This is a genomic window from Pseudomonas sp. MUP55 (assembly GCF_034043515.1).
In the GTDB taxonomy this organism is placed as follows: domain Bacteria; phylum Pseudomonadota; class Gammaproteobacteria; order Pseudomonadales; family Pseudomonadaceae; genus Aquipseudomonas.
In genome coordinates this window covers 105712-124343 of sequence record NZ_CP138214.1, presented here as the reverse complement: position 1 = coordinate 124343, position 18632 = coordinate 105712, and the positions used below count along the sequence as shown (strand labels likewise).

18 protein-coding genes and 1 pseudogene are annotated in these 18632 nt (G+C 61.2%); 10 read left to right on the top strand and 9 right to left on the bottom strand.

Annotation, left to right across the window (positions count from 1 at the left end; genetic code table 11):
* Positions 1-9: 9 nt before the first annotated feature.
* The 3 genes and pseudogenes from dsbA to SC318_RS00555 all read right to left on the bottom strand — a co-directional run bounded on the left by dsbA (position 10) and on the right by SC318_RS00555 (position 1682).
* Positions 10-645, bottom strand: coding sequence for a thiol:disulfide interchange protein DsbA (gene dsbA, locus SC318_RS00565; RefSeq protein ID WP_320429224.1), 636 nt, complete (start codon positions 643-645; stop codon positions 10-12).
* A gap of 167 nt (positions 646-812) precedes the next feature.
* Positions 813-1424 carry a c-type cytochrome gene (locus SC318_RS00560; protein WP_320429222.1) on the bottom strand — a complete coding sequence of 204 codons (612 nt, stop codon included), beginning with the start codon at positions 1422-1424 and terminating at the stop codon, positions 813-815.
* A gap of 33 nt (positions 1425-1457) precedes the next feature.
* Positions 1458-1682, bottom strand: a pseudogene (locus SC318_RS00555) (cytochrome).
* A gap of 188 nt (positions 1683-1870) precedes the next feature.
* Here SC318_RS00555 and yihA point away from each other — a divergent pair.
* Complete coding sequence (gene yihA / locus SC318_RS00550; protein ID WP_042943980.1) at positions 1871-2512, top strand: ribosome biogenesis GTP-binding protein YihA/YsxC; 642 nt, start codon at positions 1871-1873, stop codon at positions 2510-2512.
* 269 nt (positions 2513-2781) lie between these two features.
* Here the strand turns inward: yihA and polA are convergent, their stop codons facing one another.
* Positions 2782-5577 carry a DNA polymerase I gene (polA, locus tag SC318_RS00545; RefSeq protein ID WP_320429220.1) on the bottom strand — a complete coding sequence of 932 codons (2796 nt, stop codon included), beginning with the start codon at positions 5575-5577 and terminating at the stop codon, positions 2782-2784.
* Positions 5578-5651: 74 nt separating this feature from the next.
* Here polA and SC318_RS00540 point away from each other — a divergent pair, with 74 nt between their 5' ends.
* Positions 5652-5942, top strand: coding sequence for a DUF2782 domain-containing protein (locus SC318_RS00540; RefSeq protein WP_320429219.1), 291 nt, complete (start codon positions 5652-5654; stop codon positions 5940-5942).
* 57 nt (positions 5943-5999) lie between these two features.
* Complete coding sequence (locus SC318_RS00535; RefSeq protein WP_320429218.1) at positions 6000-6953, top strand: homoserine kinase; 954 nt, start codon at positions 6000-6002, stop codon at positions 6951-6953.
* A 126-nt stretch (positions 6954-7079) separates the two neighbouring features.
* Here SC318_RS00535 and SC318_RS00530 read toward each other — a convergent pair whose 3' ends face one another.
* A complete protein-coding gene (locus SC318_RS00530) occupies positions 7080-8009 on the bottom strand; it encodes a zinc ABC transporter substrate-binding protein (RefSeq protein WP_320429217.1) in 930 nt (309 codons plus the stop codon).
* Positions 8010-8067: 58 nt separating this feature from the next.
* Here SC318_RS00530 and zur point away from each other — a divergent pair, with 58 nt between their 5' ends.
* The 4 genes from zur to SC318_RS00510 are packed head-to-tail and all read left to right on the top strand — an operon-like array spanning position 8068 to position 10873.
* Complete coding sequence (gene zur, locus SC318_RS00525) at positions 8068-8550, top strand: zinc uptake transcriptional repressor Zur (protein WP_306491047.1); 483 nt, start codon at positions 8068-8070, stop codon at positions 8548-8550.
* Positions 8550-9335, top strand: a complete 786-nt coding sequence (znuC, locus tag SC318_RS00520) for a zinc ABC transporter ATP-binding protein ZnuC (RefSeq protein WP_124384496.1) — start codon at positions 8550-8552, stop codon at positions 9333-9335. Before zur ends, znuC begins: the two co-directional genes overlap by 1 nt.
* Positions 9328-10116, top strand: a complete 789-nt coding sequence (gene znuB, locus SC318_RS00515) for a zinc ABC transporter permease subunit ZnuB (RefSeq protein WP_306491045.1) — start codon at positions 9328-9330, stop codon at positions 10114-10116. Before znuC ends, znuB begins: the two co-directional genes overlap by 8 nt.
* A gap of 37 nt (positions 10117-10153) precedes the next feature.
* Positions 10154-10873 carry a PA5502 family lipoprotein gene (locus SC318_RS00510; protein WP_320429216.1) on the top strand — a complete coding sequence of 240 codons (720 nt, stop codon included), beginning with the start codon at positions 10154-10156 and terminating at the stop codon, positions 10871-10873.
* A gap of 99 nt (positions 10874-10972) precedes the next feature.
* Here the strand turns inward: SC318_RS00510 and katE are convergent, their stop codons facing one another.
* A complete protein-coding gene (gene katE / locus SC318_RS00505) occupies positions 10973-13114 on the bottom strand; it encodes a catalase HPII (RefSeq protein WP_320429215.1) in 2142 nt (713 codons plus the stop codon).
* Between the two features lie 264 nt (positions 13115-13378).
* Here katE and SC318_RS00500 point away from each other — a divergent pair, with 264 nt between their 5' ends.
* From SC318_RS00500 to SC318_RS00490, 3 genes are read left to right on the top strand one after another with little or no spacing between them, the layout of a single operon-like run.
* Positions 13379-14386, top strand: coding sequence for a methionine ABC transporter ATP-binding protein (locus tag SC318_RS00500; protein WP_320429214.1), 1008 nt, complete (start codon positions 13379-13381; stop codon positions 14384-14386).
* Entirely contained in the window at positions 14386-15060 is a 675-nt protein-coding gene (locus tag SC318_RS00495) for a methionine ABC transporter permease (RefSeq protein WP_306491041.1), read from the top strand. The genes SC318_RS00500 and SC318_RS00495 overlap by 1 nt, the downstream gene beginning before the upstream one ends.
* Positions 15061-15111: 51 nt before the next feature.
* Positions 15112-15882: a MetQ/NlpA family ABC transporter substrate-binding protein gene (locus tag SC318_RS00490; RefSeq protein WP_320429213.1), complete on the top strand. Its 771-nt coding sequence runs from the start codon at positions 15112-15114 to the stop codon at positions 15880-15882.
* A gap of 143 nt (positions 15883-16025) precedes the next feature.
* On the opposite strand, the gene SC318_RS00485 is transcribed toward SC318_RS00490, so the two are convergent.
* Genes SC318_RS00485 through SC318_RS00475 form a run of 3 tightly spaced genes read right to left on the bottom strand, consistent with a single transcriptional unit; the run spans position 16026 to position 18624 of the window.
* Positions 16026-16661 (bottom strand): SCO family protein, encoded by a 636-nt coding sequence (locus SC318_RS00485; RefSeq protein ID WP_124384489.1) that lies wholly within the window; start codon positions 16659-16661, stop codon positions 16026-16028.
* On the bottom strand, positions 16658-17557 hold the full coding sequence (gene cyoE / locus SC318_RS00480) for a heme o synthase (RefSeq protein ID WP_320429212.1): 900 nt from the start codon (positions 17555-17557) through the stop codon (positions 16658-16660). Before cyoE ends, SC318_RS00485 begins: the two co-directional genes overlap by 4 nt.
* A complete protein-coding gene (locus tag SC318_RS00475) occupies positions 17545-18624 on the bottom strand; it encodes a COX15/CtaA family protein (protein ID WP_320429211.1) in 1080 nt (359 codons plus the stop codon). Before SC318_RS00475 ends, cyoE begins: the two co-directional genes overlap by 13 nt.
* Between the last annotated feature and the right edge of the window lie 8 nt (positions 18625-18632).

Genomic DNA, 18632 nt, shown 5'->3' with positions numbered 1-18632 from the left:
GCGAGCCCCTTACTTGGCTGCGCGCTCTTTGGCGATCAGCTGGTCGGCAACATTGAGAGTCTCTTCAGGGCCACCGGTGGTACCCAGGTCGAAACGGTACTTGCCGTTGACGATCAGGGTCGGCACGCCTTGCACACCATACTTCTGCGCGAGTTCCTTGGCCTGTTTGATCTGGCCCTGGATGGCGAAGGAATTGAAGGTGGCCAGGAATTTGTCCTTGTCGACGCCTTGGGTGGCGACGAAGTCAGCCATTTCCTCTGGCTTGGTCAGGCGCTTGCCTTCTTTCTGGATCGCGTTGAACACCGCGTTGTGGACCTTATGCTCCACACCCATGGCTTCCAGCGTCAGGAACAACTGGCCGTGGGCATCCCACGGGCCGCCGAACATGGCCGGAATACGTTTGAAGTTCACGTCCTTGGGCAGTTTTTCGGCCCAAGGGTTGATGGTTGGCTCAAAGGCGTAGCAATGCGGGCAGCCGTACCAGAACAGCTCCACCACTTCGATCTTGCCGGGCACCGAAACCGGCACCGGGTTAGCCAATTCAACGTAGGTTTTACCGGCTTCAAGCGGCACGTCGGCAGCTTGTGCGGTCATGCCGAAGAGACTGGCAGTGACGAGAGCGGCGCTGAGGATCAGATTACGCATGCTTTACTCCTGGACAAATAAGTCGCCTCACGCGACCTTTAGTTGTGACAGGTCTACGCGGACATGAGTTCGTTAGTGTAACGGCAGCGGCCACAAAAAAGGGCGGCCTAAGCCACCCTTTTTATGCTTGCATCGCTGGATTAATCGAGCGTTAACGTCGCGGGCTGTCAGTGCAGGCCCTGGATGTAGCTGGAAACTGCCGCGATGTCTTCGTCACTCAATTTGCGGGCGATGGTGCGCATGGTCATCGCGTCGCCATCGTTGGCCCGGCCAGCTTCTTCCTTGCGGAAGTCGGTCAGCTGTTTGGCGATGTAGGCAGCGTGCTGGCCACTCAGGTGCGGGAAGCCTGCCGTGGCGTTGCCCGCGCCATTTGGCGAATGGCAGCCGGTACAGGCGGGCAGGCCCTTGTCCAGGTCGCCGCCGCGAAACAGCTTCTCGCCACGGGCGACCAGTTTCGGATCAGCAGCTCCCACGCTGCCTTTCTGACTGGCAAAATACGCTGCAATGTCAGCCATGTCCTGATCGCTGGAGTTGGCCAGCAAGCCGGTCATTTCCAGCACCACGCGCTTGCCATCCTTGATGTCGTGCATCTGCTTGGTCAGGTAGCGTTCACCCTGGCCGGCCAGTTTGGGAAAGTTAGGCGCCGGGCTGTTACCGTCCGGTCCGTGGCAAGCACCACACACGGCGGCTTTCGCCTGCCCTGCGGTAGCGTCGCCTGCAGCATGGGCAACACCGGTGATGCCCAGGGTCAACAGCAGACTCACGATCAGTTTGTTCATCAGCTAATCCAACTACGGCTAAGGGTTTAAGAGTTATCTACCGGGTTTACTCACCATCAATTCAACGATGGCCTGGTAATCCTCAGTACTGCAGTCCATGCACAAACCACGCGGCGGCATTGCCTTGAAACCCCGGGTCACGCGTTGCACCAGCGTCACCACGCAAACTCGGTTGTACAGCGCTTCCGGTTCCTGTGTAGCCTTGTCGCCCTAACGTGCGATCGGGACACCGAAGCGAGTCACCATCCGGTCATACATCGACCTTTTCAGGGTTTGAGAGCGTTTTGCGTTCTAATGCGCAATGAAGGTCTTTCGCTCCCGTGAACTTCATCCTTCGCTGGGACAAAGCACACACAAAATCTGCGGCATTATATACTGGCGCTACTGAAACGGAAACGACACCGCTTGCCGCACCCTTTTTCGGCACCGCCCACATCGGAAATCTCATGCAACTCAAGAATCCCATCCTCGGCCTGTGCCAACAGTCCACCTTCATGCTCAGCGCCGCCAAAGTGGACCAATGCCCCGATGACGAAGGCTTTGAAGTTGCCTTTGCCGGCCGTTCCAACGCTGGCAAATCCAGCGCACTGAACACCCTGACCCACGCCAGCCTTGCACGCACCTCGAAAACCCCAGGTCGCACGCAACTGCTCAATTTCTTCAAGCTAGACGATGATCGGCGTCTGGTCGACCTGCCAGGCTACGGTTATGCAAAAGTTCCTATCCCGCTGAAGCTGCACTGGCAGCGTCACCTGGAGGCTTACCTGGGTGGCCGGGAGAGTTTGAAGGGCTTGATCCTGATGATGGACATCCGTCATCCAATGACCGATTTCGACCTGTTGATGCTCGATTGGGCAGTCGCCAGCGGCATGCCGATGCATATCCTGCTGACCAAGGCCGACAAGCTGACCTACGGCGCCGCCAAGAACACCCTGCTCAAAGTGCAGTCCGAAATCCGCAAGGGCTGGGGCGATGCGATCACTATCCAGCTGTTCTCGGCGCCAAAGCGCATGGGCCTGGAAGACGCCTACACGGTACTGGCCGGCTGGATGGAATTGGCCGACAAGGGCGCGGAAATCGCCGAGTAACTTTTGCGCAGGCAAAAAAAACCCCGGACTTCGTATGGGGAGGGGAAGTTCGGGGTCCAAGTTCCGGACCGCTAGGGCGGGGTCCAGATATCTGCCAACACTTAACACAACATAGGAGCATTGAAGGGCTTCACCACCCATTCAGTAACTCTGAGTGGCGGTTCACAGGTTAAGTTCCGGCAGGTTCAAAAAACACTTGGAAATAACTGACAGCGGTTTCCGTTCTAAAGCGCTTCGCCATCACCCCCGGTAATGGCGAAGCCGCAGCATCAGTGGGCCTCGTCCCAGTTATCGCCAACACCCACGTCCACCACCAACGGCACGTCCAGCTCAGCCGCGGCGCTCATGTGCTCGCGGATCCTCTCGCTGACCTCTGCGATCAGGTCTTCGCGCACCTCCAGTACCAGTTCGTCGTGCACCTGCAGGATCACCCTGGCGTCCAGGCCCGACTCGGTCAGCCAGTTGTCCACCTTCACCATGGCTTTCTTGATGATGTCCGCTGCCGTGCCCTGCATCGGCGCGTTGATTGCGGTGCGCTCGGCCGCCGCGCGGTCCTGGGGCTTGTTGGAGTTGATATCCGGCAGGTACAGGCGCCGGCCGAAGAAGGTTTCCACGTAGCCCTGATCCGCCGCCTGGGCCCGGGTGCGTTCCATATACTCACGCACGCCGGGATAGCGGGCAAAGTACACATCGATATAGGCCTTGGCGGTCTTGGTGTCGACGCCGATATCCTTACCGAGCTTCTGGGCGCCCATGCCGTAGATCAGGCCGAAGTTGATCGCCTTGGCGCTACGGCGCTGGTTGGACGTGACCTCTGTCAATTCAACCTTGAACACCTCGGCAGCCGTGGCGGTGTGCACGTCCAGGTCGTTGCGAAAGGCGTTCATCAGCCCTTCATCCTTGGACAGGTGCGCCATGATCCGCAGTTCGATCTGCGAATAGTCCGCTGCCAGCAGCTTGTAGCCCTTGGGCGCGACAAACGCCTGGCGAATGCGTCGCCCTTCGGCGGTGCGCACCGGGATGTTCTGCAGGTTCGGATCGCTGGAGGACAGACGCCCGGTCGCCGCCACCGCCTGGTGGTAAGACGTATGAATACGCCCGGTACGTGGGTTGATCTGTTCCGGTAGGCGGTCGGTATAGGTGCTTTTGAGCTTGCTCATGCTGCGGTACTGCATCAGTACCTTGGGCAACGGGAAATCATCCTCGGCCAGTTTGGCCAGCACTTCCTCAGCGGTGGAGGCCTGCCCCTTGCCGGTCTTTTTCAACACCGGCATGCCGAGTTTCTCGTAGAGAATCGCCCCGAGCTGCTTGGGCGAACCCAGGTTGAATTCCTCACCGGCGATCTCGAATGCCTGGCGCTCCAGCTCGACCATCTTGTTGCCCAGCTCGATGCTCTGGATGCCGAGCAGTTCCTTGTCCACCAAGGCGCCCTGACGCTCGATACGCGCGAGCACCGGCACCAACGGGATTTCGATGTCCGTCAGCACACTGGCCAGGCTCGGGATCGCCGCCAGCTGCCCATGCAGCTTCTGGTGCAGGCGCAACGTCACATCGGCATCTTCAGCCGCGTAGGGGCCGGCCTGTTCGAGGGCGATCTGATCGAATGTCAGCTGTTTGGTGCCCTTGCCGGCGATGTCCTGGAAGCTGACGGTGTCATGATCCAGGTACTTCTTCGCCAGGCTGTCCATGTCATGACGGGTCGCGGTGGAGTTCAGCACGTAGGATTCAAGCATGGTATCGAAGGCGATGCCCCGCACGGTGATGCCCTGTGCAGGGTCGCCACCGATGGCGCAGTTGGCCAGGATATTCATGTCGAACTTGGCGTGCTGGCCGACCTTGAGCTTGGTCGGGTCTTCCAGCAACGGCTTCAACGCCAGCAGCACGGTGTCACGGTCCAACTGCTCCGGCGCGCCGGGATAGGCATGCGCCAGCGGGACATACGCGGCTTCATGAGGCTGGACCGCGAAGGAAACCCCGACCAATTGTGCCCGGTGCGCATCAATCCCGGTGGTTTCGGTATCGAAGGCAAACAACGGCGCATCATTGAGCTTCTTCAGCCATAGATCGAACGTGGTCTGGTCAAGAATGGTGGTGTAGACCGTTTCCACCGGCACCGATATCACCGCCTCGACGGGCGCCTCGGCGACAGGTGCAACCTCGCTTGCCGCCTTGAGTTCGACCCGCTTGGTATCGCGCTGGATCTCGTCGTACCAGCTCTTGAACTCAAGCAGCGTGTACAACTCAAGCAGCTTTTCGCGATCCGGCTCGACCAGGTGCAAGTCGTCCAGGCCGATATCCAGGGGCACGTCGATTTTGATCGTCGCCAGCCGATAAGACAGGAACGCCATTTCCTTGTGTTCTTCCAACTTGGCCGGCAGCGTCTTGGCACCGCGAATCGGCAGAGTCGGCACAATGTCCAACTGCTCATACAGCTCTTTGAGGCCGCCATTCACCCCCACCAGCAAACCGGACGCGGTTTTCGGGCCAATGCCTGGAACGCCAGGGATGTTGTCGGACGAATCGCCCATCAACGCCAGATAATCGATGATCTGCTCCGGAGCGACACCGAATTTCTCCTTTACGCCCTCGATGTCCATCGAACTGCCGGTCATGGTGTTGACCAAGGTAATGTGCCCGTCCACCAGCTGCGCCATGTCCTTGTCGCCGGTGGAGATCACCACCGGACGGTCAGCGGCGGCGCTGCTGCGGGCCAGGGTGCCGATCACGTCATCGGCCTCCACGCCTTCGACACACAGCAACGGGAAGCCCAGGGCAATCACGCTCTGGTGCAGAGGCTCGATCTGCAGGCGCATGTCGTCGGGCATGCTTGGGCGATTGGCCTTGTAGTCGGCGAACATCTCATCGCGAAAGGTCCCGCCCTTGGCGTCGAACACCACGGCGAACGGGCTGTCCGGATATTGCTTGCGCAGGCTCTTGAGCATGTTCAGCACGCCCTTGACCGCACCGGTCGGCAGGCCTTTGGAGGTGGTCAGCGGTGGCAGCGCGTGAAAGGCGCGGTACAGATAAGAAGAACCGTCCACCAGGACGAGGGGCGCTTGGCTCATGAGCAGGATCAACCTTTTCGGCGGGTCAGGCGCTAGAATAGCCGGACCAATGAAAACAAAGGGACAAGGTTATCATGCGTACATTCAAACGCCTGCTGTTCACTGGCTTGATTGCACTCGCTCCGATGGCTGCCATGGCGGCAGACGATGCCCCTTCGGCGGACCCGGAAGTGACCATTCGCACGGAAGGCGACAAGACAATCCAGGAGTACCGCCAAAACGGCTTCCTGTACGCCATCAAGGTAACGCCCAAAGGTGCTCCACCGTATTTCCTGGTACGCGCGGACGGGACCGACGCGAACTTCATCCGCTCTGACCAGCCGGATATGCTGATCCCGTCATGGAAGATCTTCGAATGGAAATGATGTCCTAACTTCAACCGGCGCCGTCCTGAGCGGCGCCCGTAACGGCAGTTTTTAACCATGTCTGTGTTCACCCCCCTGGCTCGGCCCGAGCTGGAAACCTTTCTTGCCCCTTACGGGCTCGGCCGCCTGCTTGATTTCCAGGGGATTGCCGCCGGTAGCGAAAACACCAATTTCTTCATCAGCCTGGAACAGGGCGAGTTCGTCCTGACCCTGGTTGAGCGCGGCCCCGTCGCTGAAATGCCGTTCTTTATCGAGCTGCTCGACGTGCTCCACGACGCCGACCTGCCCGTGCCCTACGCCCTGCGCACCACCGACGGCATCGCCCTGCGCACGCTGGCCGGCAAACCGGCGCTGCTGCAGCCACGCCTGGCCGGCAAGCACATTAAGGAGGCCAACGCCCAGCATTGCGCCCAGGTTGGTGAGCTGCTCGGTCACCTGCACCTGGCGACCCAGGGTGAAAAGGTACTGGAGCGCAAGACCGATCGCGGGCTGGAATGGATGCTCAGTGAAGGTGCGCAGCTGATTTCACACTTGAACGACGCGCAACAGCGCCTTCTGCAGGATGCCTTGGGCGAGATCGAAGCCCACAAGGCGCAGATCCTGGCACTGCCACGCGCTAACGTGCACGGCGACCTGTTTCGCGATAACGCGATGTTCGAAGGCACGCACCTGACGGGCCTGATCGACTTCTACAACGCCTGCTCGGGGCCGATGCTGTACGACGTGGCCATCGCTCTGAACGACTGGTGTTCGGATGCCGACGGCGTGATTGACGGGCAGCGCGCCCGTGCGTTGCTGGGCGCTTATGCGGGGCTGCGGCCGTTTACCGCGAAGGAAGCCGAGCTGTGGCCGACCCTGCTGCGAGTGGCCTGCGTGCGGTTCTGGCTGTCACGCCTGATCGCCGCGCAGGCGTTTGCCGGGCAGGATGTATTGATTCATGACCCGGCAGAGTTCGAGCATCGGCTGGTGCAGCGTCAGCAAGTCAGCGTCCACCTGCCGTTCGCGCTCTAAAGATACACAGGGTTAAAAATGTGGGAGGGGGCTTGCCCCCGATGGCTTTGGATCAGCTGATACATCTGCTGGCTGACCCACCGCTATCGGGGGCAAGCCCCCTCCCACATTGAACTGAGGTGGCTGTTAGAGAGATTCCAGGCATCCAGCCAGGTCATTGCCCAGCTTTTCCAGCACCTGCTCATAACCTTGCGCAGTCGCCGGGGTGTAGCCACCCAGCGCGTCCAGTTCCGCCAGCTTCACCGGCAAGCCAGCCACCAGCGTTTCAGCCAGGCGCGGTCGCAACGGCGGCTCGCTGAATACACAGGTCTTACCCACTTCCTGCAAGCGCGCACGCATCGCGGCCACATGCTGCGCCCCCGGCTGCACCTCGGCCGCAACGGCAAACACGCCGGCGTGCTTCAGGCCGTAAGCGTCTTCGAAGTAATCAAAGGCTTCGTGAAATACAAAGTAGGGTTTGCCTTCAACGCCCGCCAGACGTTTCTTCAGGCGCGCATCCAGGGCATCCAGGCGACCCTCGAAGGCCTTCGCGTTGCTCTGATAACGCTCGGCGTTGGCCGGGTCGGCAGCACTGAGGTCAGCCGCCATGCGCGCCGCAATCACCCGTGCGTTCACCGTCGACAACCACAAATGCGCATCCACACTGCCTGGGCGATGATCGTGATCATGTTCGTCCGCTTCGTCGGCATGCGAGTGGCTATCTTCGCCGAAACGGCGCAGTTTCATGCCTGGCAGGTCCTGCACGGCCACCGTTGCCGCCGTACGACCTTTGAGCACGCGCGGCAGGAATGTTTCCATATCCGGCCCGATCCAGTAGAGCAGGTCTACCGACTGCACCCGCCGTACGTCGGATGGGCGCAACGCGAAGTTATGCGGGGACGCTCCCGGCGGCAGCAACACCTCGGGAACCGCCACACCGTCCTGCACAGCAGCGGCGATCAGCTGCAGCGGCTTGATGCTGGTGAGCACCTTCACCTCGGCCTGAGCGGCGCCAGCCATGAACAAACTGGTGACAAATACGACAAAAACGGGAAAAAGTCGGGACACGATGACCACTCAATGGCGTAGGAACGGGTAACATAATAACGTCTCTATCAAATATCTGTCGCCGCTCATGCCTATAACACCGCTTGCCAGTCGTCCCCACGATCACTCTCACTGCGTTCACACCGCGCTGTCGGAGGCTGACACCCTGTGTGCGCAGAAGGGTTTGCGCCTGACTGCGCTGCGTCGACGCGTGCTGGAGCTGGTGTGGCAAAGCCACAAGCCGCTGGGCGCTTACGACATCCTCGGTGTGCTCAGCGAACAGGACGGCCGCCGCGCCGCGCCACCCACGGTTTACCGTGCGCTGGACTTCCTGCTGGAAAACGGCCTGGTGCACCGCATCGCCTCGCTCAATGCCTTTGTCGGCTGCAACCACCCGGAACATGCGCATCAGGGCCAGTTCCTGATTTGCCGCCAGTGCCACGCCGCCATCGAGCTTGAACAAAAAAGCATCAGTGACGCGATCGTTAAAAGCGCCGCCGAGGTGGGTTTCAGTGTCGAAGGGCAAACGGTCGAAGTGGTCGGCCTGTGCTCGGGCTGTCAGGGGGCTTGATGAGCAATGCGTTAATCCGCCTGGAGCAGGTCGGGGTCACGTTCGCCGGGCAAAACGTGCTGGATAATATTGCCCTGAGCGTGGAGCCGGGCCAGATCGTTACGCTGATCGGCCCCAATGGCGCGGGCAAGACCACCCTGGTGCGCGCCGTTCTGGGCCTGCTCAAGCCCGACCGCGGCAGCGTATGGCGCAAGCCCAAACTGCGCGTGGGCTATATGCCGCAAAAGCTGCATGTGGACCCGACACTTCCGCTTTCAGTCTTGCGCTTCCTGCGCCTGGTGCCTGGGGTCGACCGTGCGCGTGCGCAGGCGGCACTCAAGGAAGTCGGCGCCGAACAAGTGATCGACAGCCCGGTGCAGAGCATCTCCGGCGGCGAAATGCAGCGTGTGCTGCTGGCCCGCGCCCTGTTGCGCGAACCGGAACTGCTGGTGCTCGATGAGCCCGTGCAAGGCGTCGACGTCGCCGGCCAAGCCGAGCTGTACAGCCTGATCACCCGTCTGCGCGACCGTCACGGCTGCGGTGTGTTGATGGTCTCCCACGATCTGCACCTGGTGATGAGCACCACTGACCAGGTGGTCTGCCTCAACCGTCACGTGTGCTGTTCCGGCCACCCGGAACAGGTCAGCGGCGACCCGGCGTTTGTCGAACTGTTCGGTAAGAACGCGCAAAGCCTGGCGATCTACCATCACCATCACGACCACGCCCATGATTTGCATGGCGCCGTGGTTGACGACCCCGCCGCCCCCCACCCTCATGTTCATGGAGATAGCTGCAAGCATGGCTGATTTTCTGCTCTACGCCCTGCTGGCAGGCTTGGCTCTGGCGTTGGTGGCGGGCCCGTTGGGCTCGTTCGTGGTCTGGCGGCGCATGGCGTACTTTGGCGATACCTTGTCCCATGCCGCGCTGCTCGGCGTGGCCATGGGCTTTCTGCTGGACGTGAGCCCGACCATCGCCGTCACCGTCGGCTGCCTGCTGCTGGCGGTGTTGCTGGTGACGCTGCAACAGCGCCAGCCGTTGGCCTCCGACACGCTGCTCGGCATCCTCGCGCCGAGCACCTTGTCCCTGGGCCTGGTGGTGCTGAGCTTCATGCATGAAGTGCGCATCGACCTGATGGCCTACCTGTTTGGCGACCTGCTGGCGATCAGCCCTGCCGATCTTGGGTGGATCCTCGGCGGCAGCGCGGCCGTGCTGGTGCTGCTGGTGAGCCTGTGGCGTCCGCTGCTGGCGATCACCGTGCACGAAGAGCTCGCCACGGTTGAAGGCCTGCCCGTGCCCGCCCTGCGCCTGGCGCTGATGCTGTTGATCGCAGTGGTGATCGCTGTCGCGATGAAGATAGTCGGCGTATTGTTGATCACGTCGCTGTTGATCATTCCCGCAGCCGCCGCTCAGCGCCACGCTCGCTCGCCGGAGCAGATGGCAATCGGCGCCAGCCTGTTGGGCATGCTGGCAGTGTGTGGAGGCCTGGCGTTGTCGTGGTTCAAGGACACGCCGGCCGGGCCGTCGATTGTGGTATCGGCGGCCGCCCTGTTTCTGCTGAGTTTTGTCCTGCCCCGTCGAGGGGTGTAGACTTGCTCGCTTTTTGCGCAAATAGAGAGTCGCAGGAATGAAGCCGTTCACCTTCCGTTATCTGCTCCTTGCCGCATTTTCCCTGCTGCTGGGCGCTTGTCAAAGCACACCGCCCGCCGCTCCCCAAGCGTCGGACCCGCGCGCTGCGGCCATCGCACAGCTGGAACAAAACCTGGCCAGCAGCGAATTGGCCACGGCCGAAGACCAACTCGCCTCGCTGCAAGCCCAATCGCCCAACGATCCGGCGCTTGAGGCGTACCAGCGGCAGTTGGCCGAAGCCTACCTGCAGCGCAGCCAGATCGTGCTGCAAAAGGGTGACGTCAACGCCGCCGCCACAGCCTTGAGCCGTGCCCGTGCATTGATGCCCAAGGCACCAGCCCTGACCGGTGGCGTCAACAGCGCCATCAGCCATGCGCGCAAAGCCGAGCTGGATCAGGCCGAAGCCGCCCTGAAAGCCGCCGAAGCCAAGCCGGCAGCCAAAGTCATCGACCCGGCGGCGCCGAGCACCACCGTGGCGTTGAACCTGGCAGATGTCGAAGACATGCGCCATCAGTTGGACGCCATTGCCACCGACGTGGTGAATTACCAGTGCGACGTGAGCATCCAGGTGCCACGCACCCAGGATTACCCGTGGCTGGCCACGTTGCTGACCAAACGGGTGAAGCGCATCGATGCGGGATATGACCTGAAAATCCACCGGCAGATTTTGAAACACATTCCGGCGCAGGTTGTGCTGATTCCGCGCAAGGCAGACTAAAAGCATCGGGGGCAAGCCCCCTCCCACATTTGAATTGTGAATGCATTCAAGTGTGGGAGGGGGCTTGCCCCCGATAGCGTCCTAACAGGCAACCAAGAATTAAGCCGGAATCGCCTTGGCCTTAGGCTCCCGATCCCAGACCCGATGCTGGGCAATCGCCGCAAAGAACGCCTTGAACGCCTTGGCATCCGCGCCCACGATCAACCCCGCATCCGCCTCCAGCTTCAGCAGATCCAACAAGGGCTTCACGTCACTGGCAACCGCAATCGCCTTCAGGTGCTTGTACGCTTCCAGCACGTAATGCAAGGCCACGCCGTCGCCGCTCAGCGCCTTCACCGAGTCCTTGCCGCCCGGGATAAACACCGCGTCAAACGCAATGGACGGCATGCCTTCCATCGACGCATCCACCGGCAGGGTCTTGCCATCGGCAGTAGTCACAGGCGCCGAAGTCGGCCCCAGCAACTTGGCGTGTGCGCCTTCAGACTCAAGCGCGGCCTTGAGTGCATCGATCGCCGCGCCGTCCACGCCGTTAGCCGCCAGAATCGCGACTTTGCGGGTCTTGATATCGCCGGACAGCAGATTCACCTGGCTCAACGCCGGCGACACCTTCAGCGACGTTTCTCGCGCAGGCACGCTGCCGTTGGTCGGCGCCGGCAGGCCCAGGTTCTGCGCCACGCGCTTGGCCAGTTCGAGGTCGATGTTAGCCAGGATCTCGTTGACCTGACGCGCGCGGATAAACTCACGCTCCACCTTGCCCAGCTCAAAGCTGTAAGCCGCGATGATGTGCTCTTTCTCGTGGTGGCTCATGCTGTTGAAAAACAGCGTGGCCTGGGAGAAATGGTCGCCGAAGGACTCACTGCGCTCCCGCACTTTGTTGGCATCGACGCGCTCGTAGTAGGACTCAAAGCCACCATCAGTCGGGCCGGCAGGGGTTTCCTTCGGCCAGCCGCCGTCTATGGAGTTGGGCTCGTAGGCCGCGCGCCCCTTGTCGATAACAGTGCGATGCTGCGCGTCGCGCTGGCCGTTGTGGAACGGCACCACCGGACGGTTGATCGGGATTTCATGAAAGTTCGGCCCGCCCAGTCGGCTGATCTGGGTATCCGTGTAGGAAAACAGACGGCCCTGCAGCAGCGGGTCATTGGTGAAGTCGATACCCGGCACAATGTGGCCTGGGCAGAACGCGACCTGCTCGACTTCAGCGAAGAAGTTATCCGGGTTGCGGTTGAGCACCATCTTGCCCAGCGGGGTGATCGGTACCAGCTCTTCGGGGATGATTTTGGTCGGGTCGAGCAGGTCGAAGTCAAACTTGTGTTCGTCTTCTTCGGCGACGATCTGCACGCCCAGTTCCCACTCGGGATAGTCGCCGCTTTCGATCGATTCCCACAGGTCGCGACGGTGGTAATCGGTATCTTTACCGGCAAGCTTTTGCGCTTCGTCCCACACCAGGGAGCAGGTGCCGACCTTCGGCCGCCAGTGGAATTTGACGAAGCTCGACTTACCCTCAGTATTGATCAGGCGGAAGGTGTGCACACCAAAACCCTGCATCGCGCGCAGGCTTTTTGGAATCGCGCGGTCAGACATGGCCCAGATCACCATGTGCGCCGATTCCGGCTGCAACGAAACAAAATCCCAGAACGTATCGTGCGCTGAGCCGCCGGTAGGAATCTCGTTGTGCGGCTCAGGTTTTACCGCGTGTACAAAGTCAGGAAACTTGATCGCGTCCTGAATGAAGAACACCGGCATGTTGTTGCCCACCAGGTCGAAGTTGCCTTCGTCGGTGAAAAACTTCACGGCAAAGCCGCGCACATCACGCACGGTGTCACCGGAACCACGCGGACCCTGCACCGTGGAAAAACGCGCGAACACCGGCGTTTTATGTTCTGGAGTGCGCAGGAAACCTGCCTTGGTCAGCGCCGAATGGTCACCGTAGCTCTGGAAATAGCCATGGGCGCCGGTACCGCGGGCATGCACGATGCGCTCCGGGATGCGCTCATGGTCAAAGTGCGTGATCTTCTCACGCATGATGAAGTCTTCCAGCAGCGACGGGCCACGGGCGCCGACCTTTAGGGTGTTCTGGTTGTCAGAGATTTTCACGCCCTGGTTGGTGCGCAGGGCCTGGCCGGTTGCATCGGAGCGGAATTCTTCCAACGCCTGCAATTTGACGTTGGTATTGCCTCGGTCCAGGGTATCGGTGCCCGCGAGTTCACTCTTCGGCGGGGTGCCTGGCTTCTTGGTACTCATCAGTCAAAACTCCTTAGTCAAAGTGGCCAGGCGGTCCCCGGCTCTTTTGAATGAAGCCCCGGGCACGGCACCCGAGACATCGTATTGCTCAAGTAGTGACTGACAGGGTTATGAGCCGTTCCCTTTTTATGACCTTCGGTCTCGTTATTGCCAAATCGCTGGACGGATACGAAATAAATGCTAAGAAACGCTGGTTGGACAGGCTAAAATGCGCGCCCGGCTAACCGCTGATCCCTTTTCCATGCGCCCCACAAGGTTCGCTACGTGATCGAGTTTCAAAACGTCCATAAAACCTACCGCGTCGCCGGTAAGGATATTCCCGCCCTGCACCCCACCAGCCTGCGCGTCGAGAACGGCCAGGTGTTTGGCCTGATTGGCCACTCGGGTGCGGGAAAAAGCACCCTGCTGCGCCTGATCAATCGCCTTGAAGAGCCGAGCGGCGGGCAGATCAGCGTCGACGGTGAGGAAGTTACCGCGCTGAATGCCTACGGTCTGCGCCGCTTCCGTCAGCAGGTCGGCATGATCTTCCAGCACTTCAATCTGCTGGCGTCCAAGACCGTTGCAGACAACGTGGCGCTGCCGCTGACATTGGCCGGCGAATTGTCACGCAAGGAAATCGACCTGCGCGTGGCCGAGCTGCTCGCCCGCGTCGGCCTGTCGGACCACGCCAGGAAGTACCCGGCGCAACTGTCTGGCGGTCAGAAGCAGCGCGTCGGCATCGCCCGCGCCCTGGCAACCAAGCCAAAGATTCTGCTGTGCGACGAAGCCACCAGCGCCCTCGACCCGCAAACCACCGCGTCGGTGCTGCAACTGCTGGCCGAAATCAACCGCGAACTGAAGCTGACCATCGTGTTGATCACCCACGAGATGGATGTGATTCGCCGCGTATGCGACCAGGTCGCCGTGATGGACGCCGGCGTGATCGTCGAGCAAGGCTCGGTGGCCGACGTGTTCCTGCACCCCAAGCATCCGACCACCAAGCGCTTTGTCCAGGAGGCCGAACAGGTCGATGAAGGCGAGCAGCGCGATGACTTCGCCCACGTACCGGGTCGTATCGTGCGTCTGACTTTCCAGGGCGAAGCGACCTACGCGCCACTGCTGGGTACCGTCGCCCGTGAAACGGGGGTGGACTACAGCATCCTGGCCGGTCGTATCGACCGCATCAAAGACATCCCCTACGGGCAATTGACCCTCGCAGTCACGGGCGGTGACATGGACGCCGCCTTTGCGCGCTTCACCGCCGCAGACGTTCATATGGAGGTGCTGCGCTGATGGACCTGTTCCTGAGTTTTTTCGCCAACATCGACTGGTCCGAAATCTGGCTCGCCACCGGCGATACCATGATCATGCTGTTCGGCTCGCTGTTCTTCACGGTCGTGCTGGGCCTGCCCCTGGGCGTGCTGCTGTTCCTGACCAGTCCACGTCAGTTGTTCGAGCAAAAAGGCTTGTACGCCTTGCTGTCGCTGATCGTGAACATCCTGCGTTCGCTGCCGTTCATCATCCTGCTGATCGTGATGATTCCATTCACCGTACTCATCACTGGCACCTCGCTGGGTGTAGCCGGTGCGATTCCGCCGCTGGTCGTCGGCGCCACGCCATTCTTTGCGCGCCTGGTGGAAACCGCCCTGCGTGAAGTGGACCGCGGCATCATCGAGGCCACTCAGTCGATGGGCGCCACGACGCGCCAGATCATCACCAACGCCCTGCTGCCCGAAGCACGTCCCGGCATCTTCGCGGCCATTACCGTGACGGCGATTACACTGGTGTCCTACACGGCGATGGCCGGCGTGGTCGGTGCCGGTGGCCTGGGCGACCTGGCGATCCGTTTCGGTTACCAGCGCTTCCAGACCGATGTGATGGTGGTCACCGTGGTGATGCTGTTGATCCTGGTGCAAATTCTGCAAACCGTCGGCGACCGGCTGGTGGTGCATTTTTCTCGAAAATAATGGCCATGGCCGGCCTGGTGCCGGCAGATGTCCGAACAAGGAGCTTGCTGGATGAAAAAACTACTGGTTGCTTTCGCCGCCGTTGCCGCGTTTTCCGCCCATGCCGAGACCCTCAAGGTCGCTGCTTCGCCGGTGCCGCACGCGGAAATCCTCGAATTCGTGAAGCCTGCGCTGGCTAAAGAAGGCGTGGACCTGCAGGTCAAAGTCTTCACCGACTATGTGCAGCCCAACGTCCAAGTGGCTGAAAAGCGCCTGGACGCCAACTTCTTCCAGCACCAACCGTACCTGGATGAATTCAACAAGGCCAAGGGCACTCACCTGGTGAGCGTCGGCGCCGTGCACCTGGAACCCCTGGGCGCGTATTCGAGCAAGTACAAGAAGCTGGACGAGCTGCCAGACGGCGCCAACGTAGTGATCCCGAACGACGCCACCAACGGCGGCCGCGCCCTCCTGCTGCTGGCCAAGAACGGCCTGATTACCCTGAAGGACCCGACCAACATCCTGTCGACCATCAAGGACATCACCGATAACACCAAGCACCTGAAGTTCCGTGAGCTGGAAGCCGCCACCCTGCCGCGCGTGCTGACCCAGGTCGACCTGGCGCTGATCAACACCAACTACGCGCTGGAAGCCAAGCTGGACCCTTCCAAGGACGCCCTGGTAATCGAAGGCAGCGACTCGCCTTACGTGAACATCCTGGTGACCCGTGAAGACAACAAGGATTCGGACGCGGTGAAGAAGCTGGTAGCGGCCCTGCACACACCTGAAGTGAAGCAATTCATCGAAGAGAAGTACAAAGGCGCGATCAAGCCGGCGTTCTGATCCAACCCGGTCTCCAAAACGCTGGAGATCAAACAATGTGGGAGGGGGCTTGCCCCCGATAGCTCAGTGTCAGTCGATGAAGAGGTTGACTGACCTGGCGCTATCGGGGGCAAGCCCCCTCCCACATTTGTTTTGTGTTGCCTTTATTTACGCTGCAACAGCCCCGGCAACTGCGCCACCAGCTTCTGGTTGTTCAACGGCGCGCGGATGAAACCGCGCTGCGTACCGTCCGGCCCGATCAGCGCCAGGTTGCCGCTGTGATCGACGGTGTAGTTGGGCTTGCTGGTATCGGCCGGAATGAAAGGGATGCTCACGGCATTCGAGACCTTTTGCACGTCCTGCACGTTGGCGCCGGTCAAACCCTGGAACTGCGGATCGAAATAGCCCAGGTACTGCTTGAGCTGGGTCGGGGTGTCCCGGTTCGGGTCGACGCTGACCAGGATCACTTGCAGCTTGTCCACCGCCTCCTTGGGCAGTTCGCTCTTGATCTGGCGCAGTTGGGCGAGGGTGGTCGGGCAGATATCCGGGCAGAAGGTGTAGCCGAAGAACAGCAGGCTCCACTTGTCCTTCAGCTCATTGACCAACACCGGCTGGCCGTCCTGGTTGGTCATGCTCACCGCCGGCAACTGGCGACTTTGCGGCAGCAGGATAATGCCGGCGTCGATCAGCGCGGTCGGGTCGCCCTGGCCTTTGCCTGAAAGCACCTTGTTGACGGTCAGGCCCATGATCAATGCCACCAGGGCCACAAGAATGAAGACGGTTTTTTGAGTTCGAGTCATAGGTTCAACAGTAGGTAGTGGTCTACGAGCAGGGCGACAAACAGCAACAGCAGGTACCAGATAGAGTACTTGAAGGTGTTGATCGCCGCGTGCGGCTTGCTGCCACGGTACAGCACCCAGGCCCATTGCAGAAAGCGTCCGCCCAATACCAGCGCACAGCCCAGGTACAGCAGCCCGCTCATGTGGATGACATAGGGCATCAGGCTCACCGCCAGCAGGGCGAAGGTGTAGAGCAGAATATGCACCTTGGTGTAGTGCTCGCCGTGGGTGACCGGCAGCATCGGGATATCGGCCTTGGCGTACTCCTCCTTGCGATGGATGGCCAGCGCCCAGAAGTGCGGCGGCGTCCAGGCGAAGATGATCAGCACCAGCAGCAGCGGCTCGGCGCTGACATGCCCGGTCACGGCCACCCAACCCAACAGCGGCGGCGCGGCCCCGGCCAGGCCGCCGATGACGATGTTCTGCGGCGTCGCACGCTTGAGGAAACCGGTGTAGATCACTGCATAGCCAAGCAACGATGCCAGCGTCAGCCATGCCGCCAGCGGATTGGTGAAGGCCAGCAACAGCGCCAGGCCCGCCACCGCCAGGACCAACGCAAACGCCAGTGCCGCAGCCGGCGAAACACGCCCCTCGGCCAACGGCCGTTTGTGCGTGCGCGCCATCACCGCGTCGATGCGCCGATCCACCACATGGTTGACTGCCGCCGCCGCACCCGCACACAAGGCGATGCCCAGGTTGCCGAAAACCAGCACCACCCACGGCACGCCGGCGCGAGTGGCGAGAAACATGCCCACCAGCGAGGTGATCAGCATCAGCACCACCACTTTCGGCTTGGTCAGTTCCAGATAGTCACGCCAGATGGCCTGGCCGTGGCGTGCGCTGATCAAGGACGCCATGGCATTTCTCCTTTAAGGGTGATCAGGCCCGCCGCCGGCTTGCGCGGAATAAAACGCCAGGCGATTGGCTGCAGGTAGCGCACCCGTACCAGGCTGGTGCGCGCGTGGTAGTTGACCAGTACCAGGGTCAACAATAACGCCGCGCCCCCGGCGTTGTGAGCCACCGCCACCGGCAACGGCAAGCCGAAGGCCACATTGCTCAGGCCCAGGCTGATTTGCGCCGTCAGAGCGATCAGCAGCAAGCCCGCCAGGCGCGTCATGCCCACGGCGCGCAATTGCCAGGCCAGGCCCAGCAGCACCAGCGTGACCAGCACCGCGCCCACCCGATGGGTGAGGTGAATGGCCGTGCGCGCATCGCTGTCCAACTGGCCGCCCAGGTAATTAGGGCCGATATGCTGGGTCAGGTGGAAGCCATTGGCAAAGTCCGCTGCCGGCCACCACTGACCGTGACACGTCGGCAGATCGACACAGGCCACCGCCGCATAGTTGGAACTGACCCAGCCGCCCAGCGCAATCTGCCCGATCACCAGCACCAACCCCGCCGTTGCCCAGTACTGCAGGCGCTTGGGCACCACCAGCGCGGGCAGCACACCGGACAGGCGCAGCGTCAATAGAAACAGCAGGCTCAAGGTGGCAAAGCCGCCCAACAGGTGCCCCGTCACGACTTGCGGCCACAGTTTGAGCGTCACCGTCCACATGCCAAACGCGGCCTGGGCGCACACCACCGCCAGCACAAACAGCGGCAATTTCACCGGCTGGCCGGGATCACGCCGGTGGCTCCACGCACGCGCCGCCAGCAGCGCGATCAGCACGGCGAGGGTGCCGGCAAAGTAGCGGTGAGTCATTTCGGCCCAGCCCTTGTCGGCTTCCACCGGGGCATCCGGAAAATGCAGCTCGGCATGGGCCAGCTGGGCAGCGCTCTGCGGCACGCTGATAAAGCCGTAGCAACCTGGCCAGTCCGGGCATCCCAGGCCAGCATGGGTCAGGCGGGTATAGGCGCCGAGCAACACGACGATCAGCGCCAGCAAGGTGGCAAACAACGCGAGGCGAAATCCAGGCTTGGCCATGACGATGC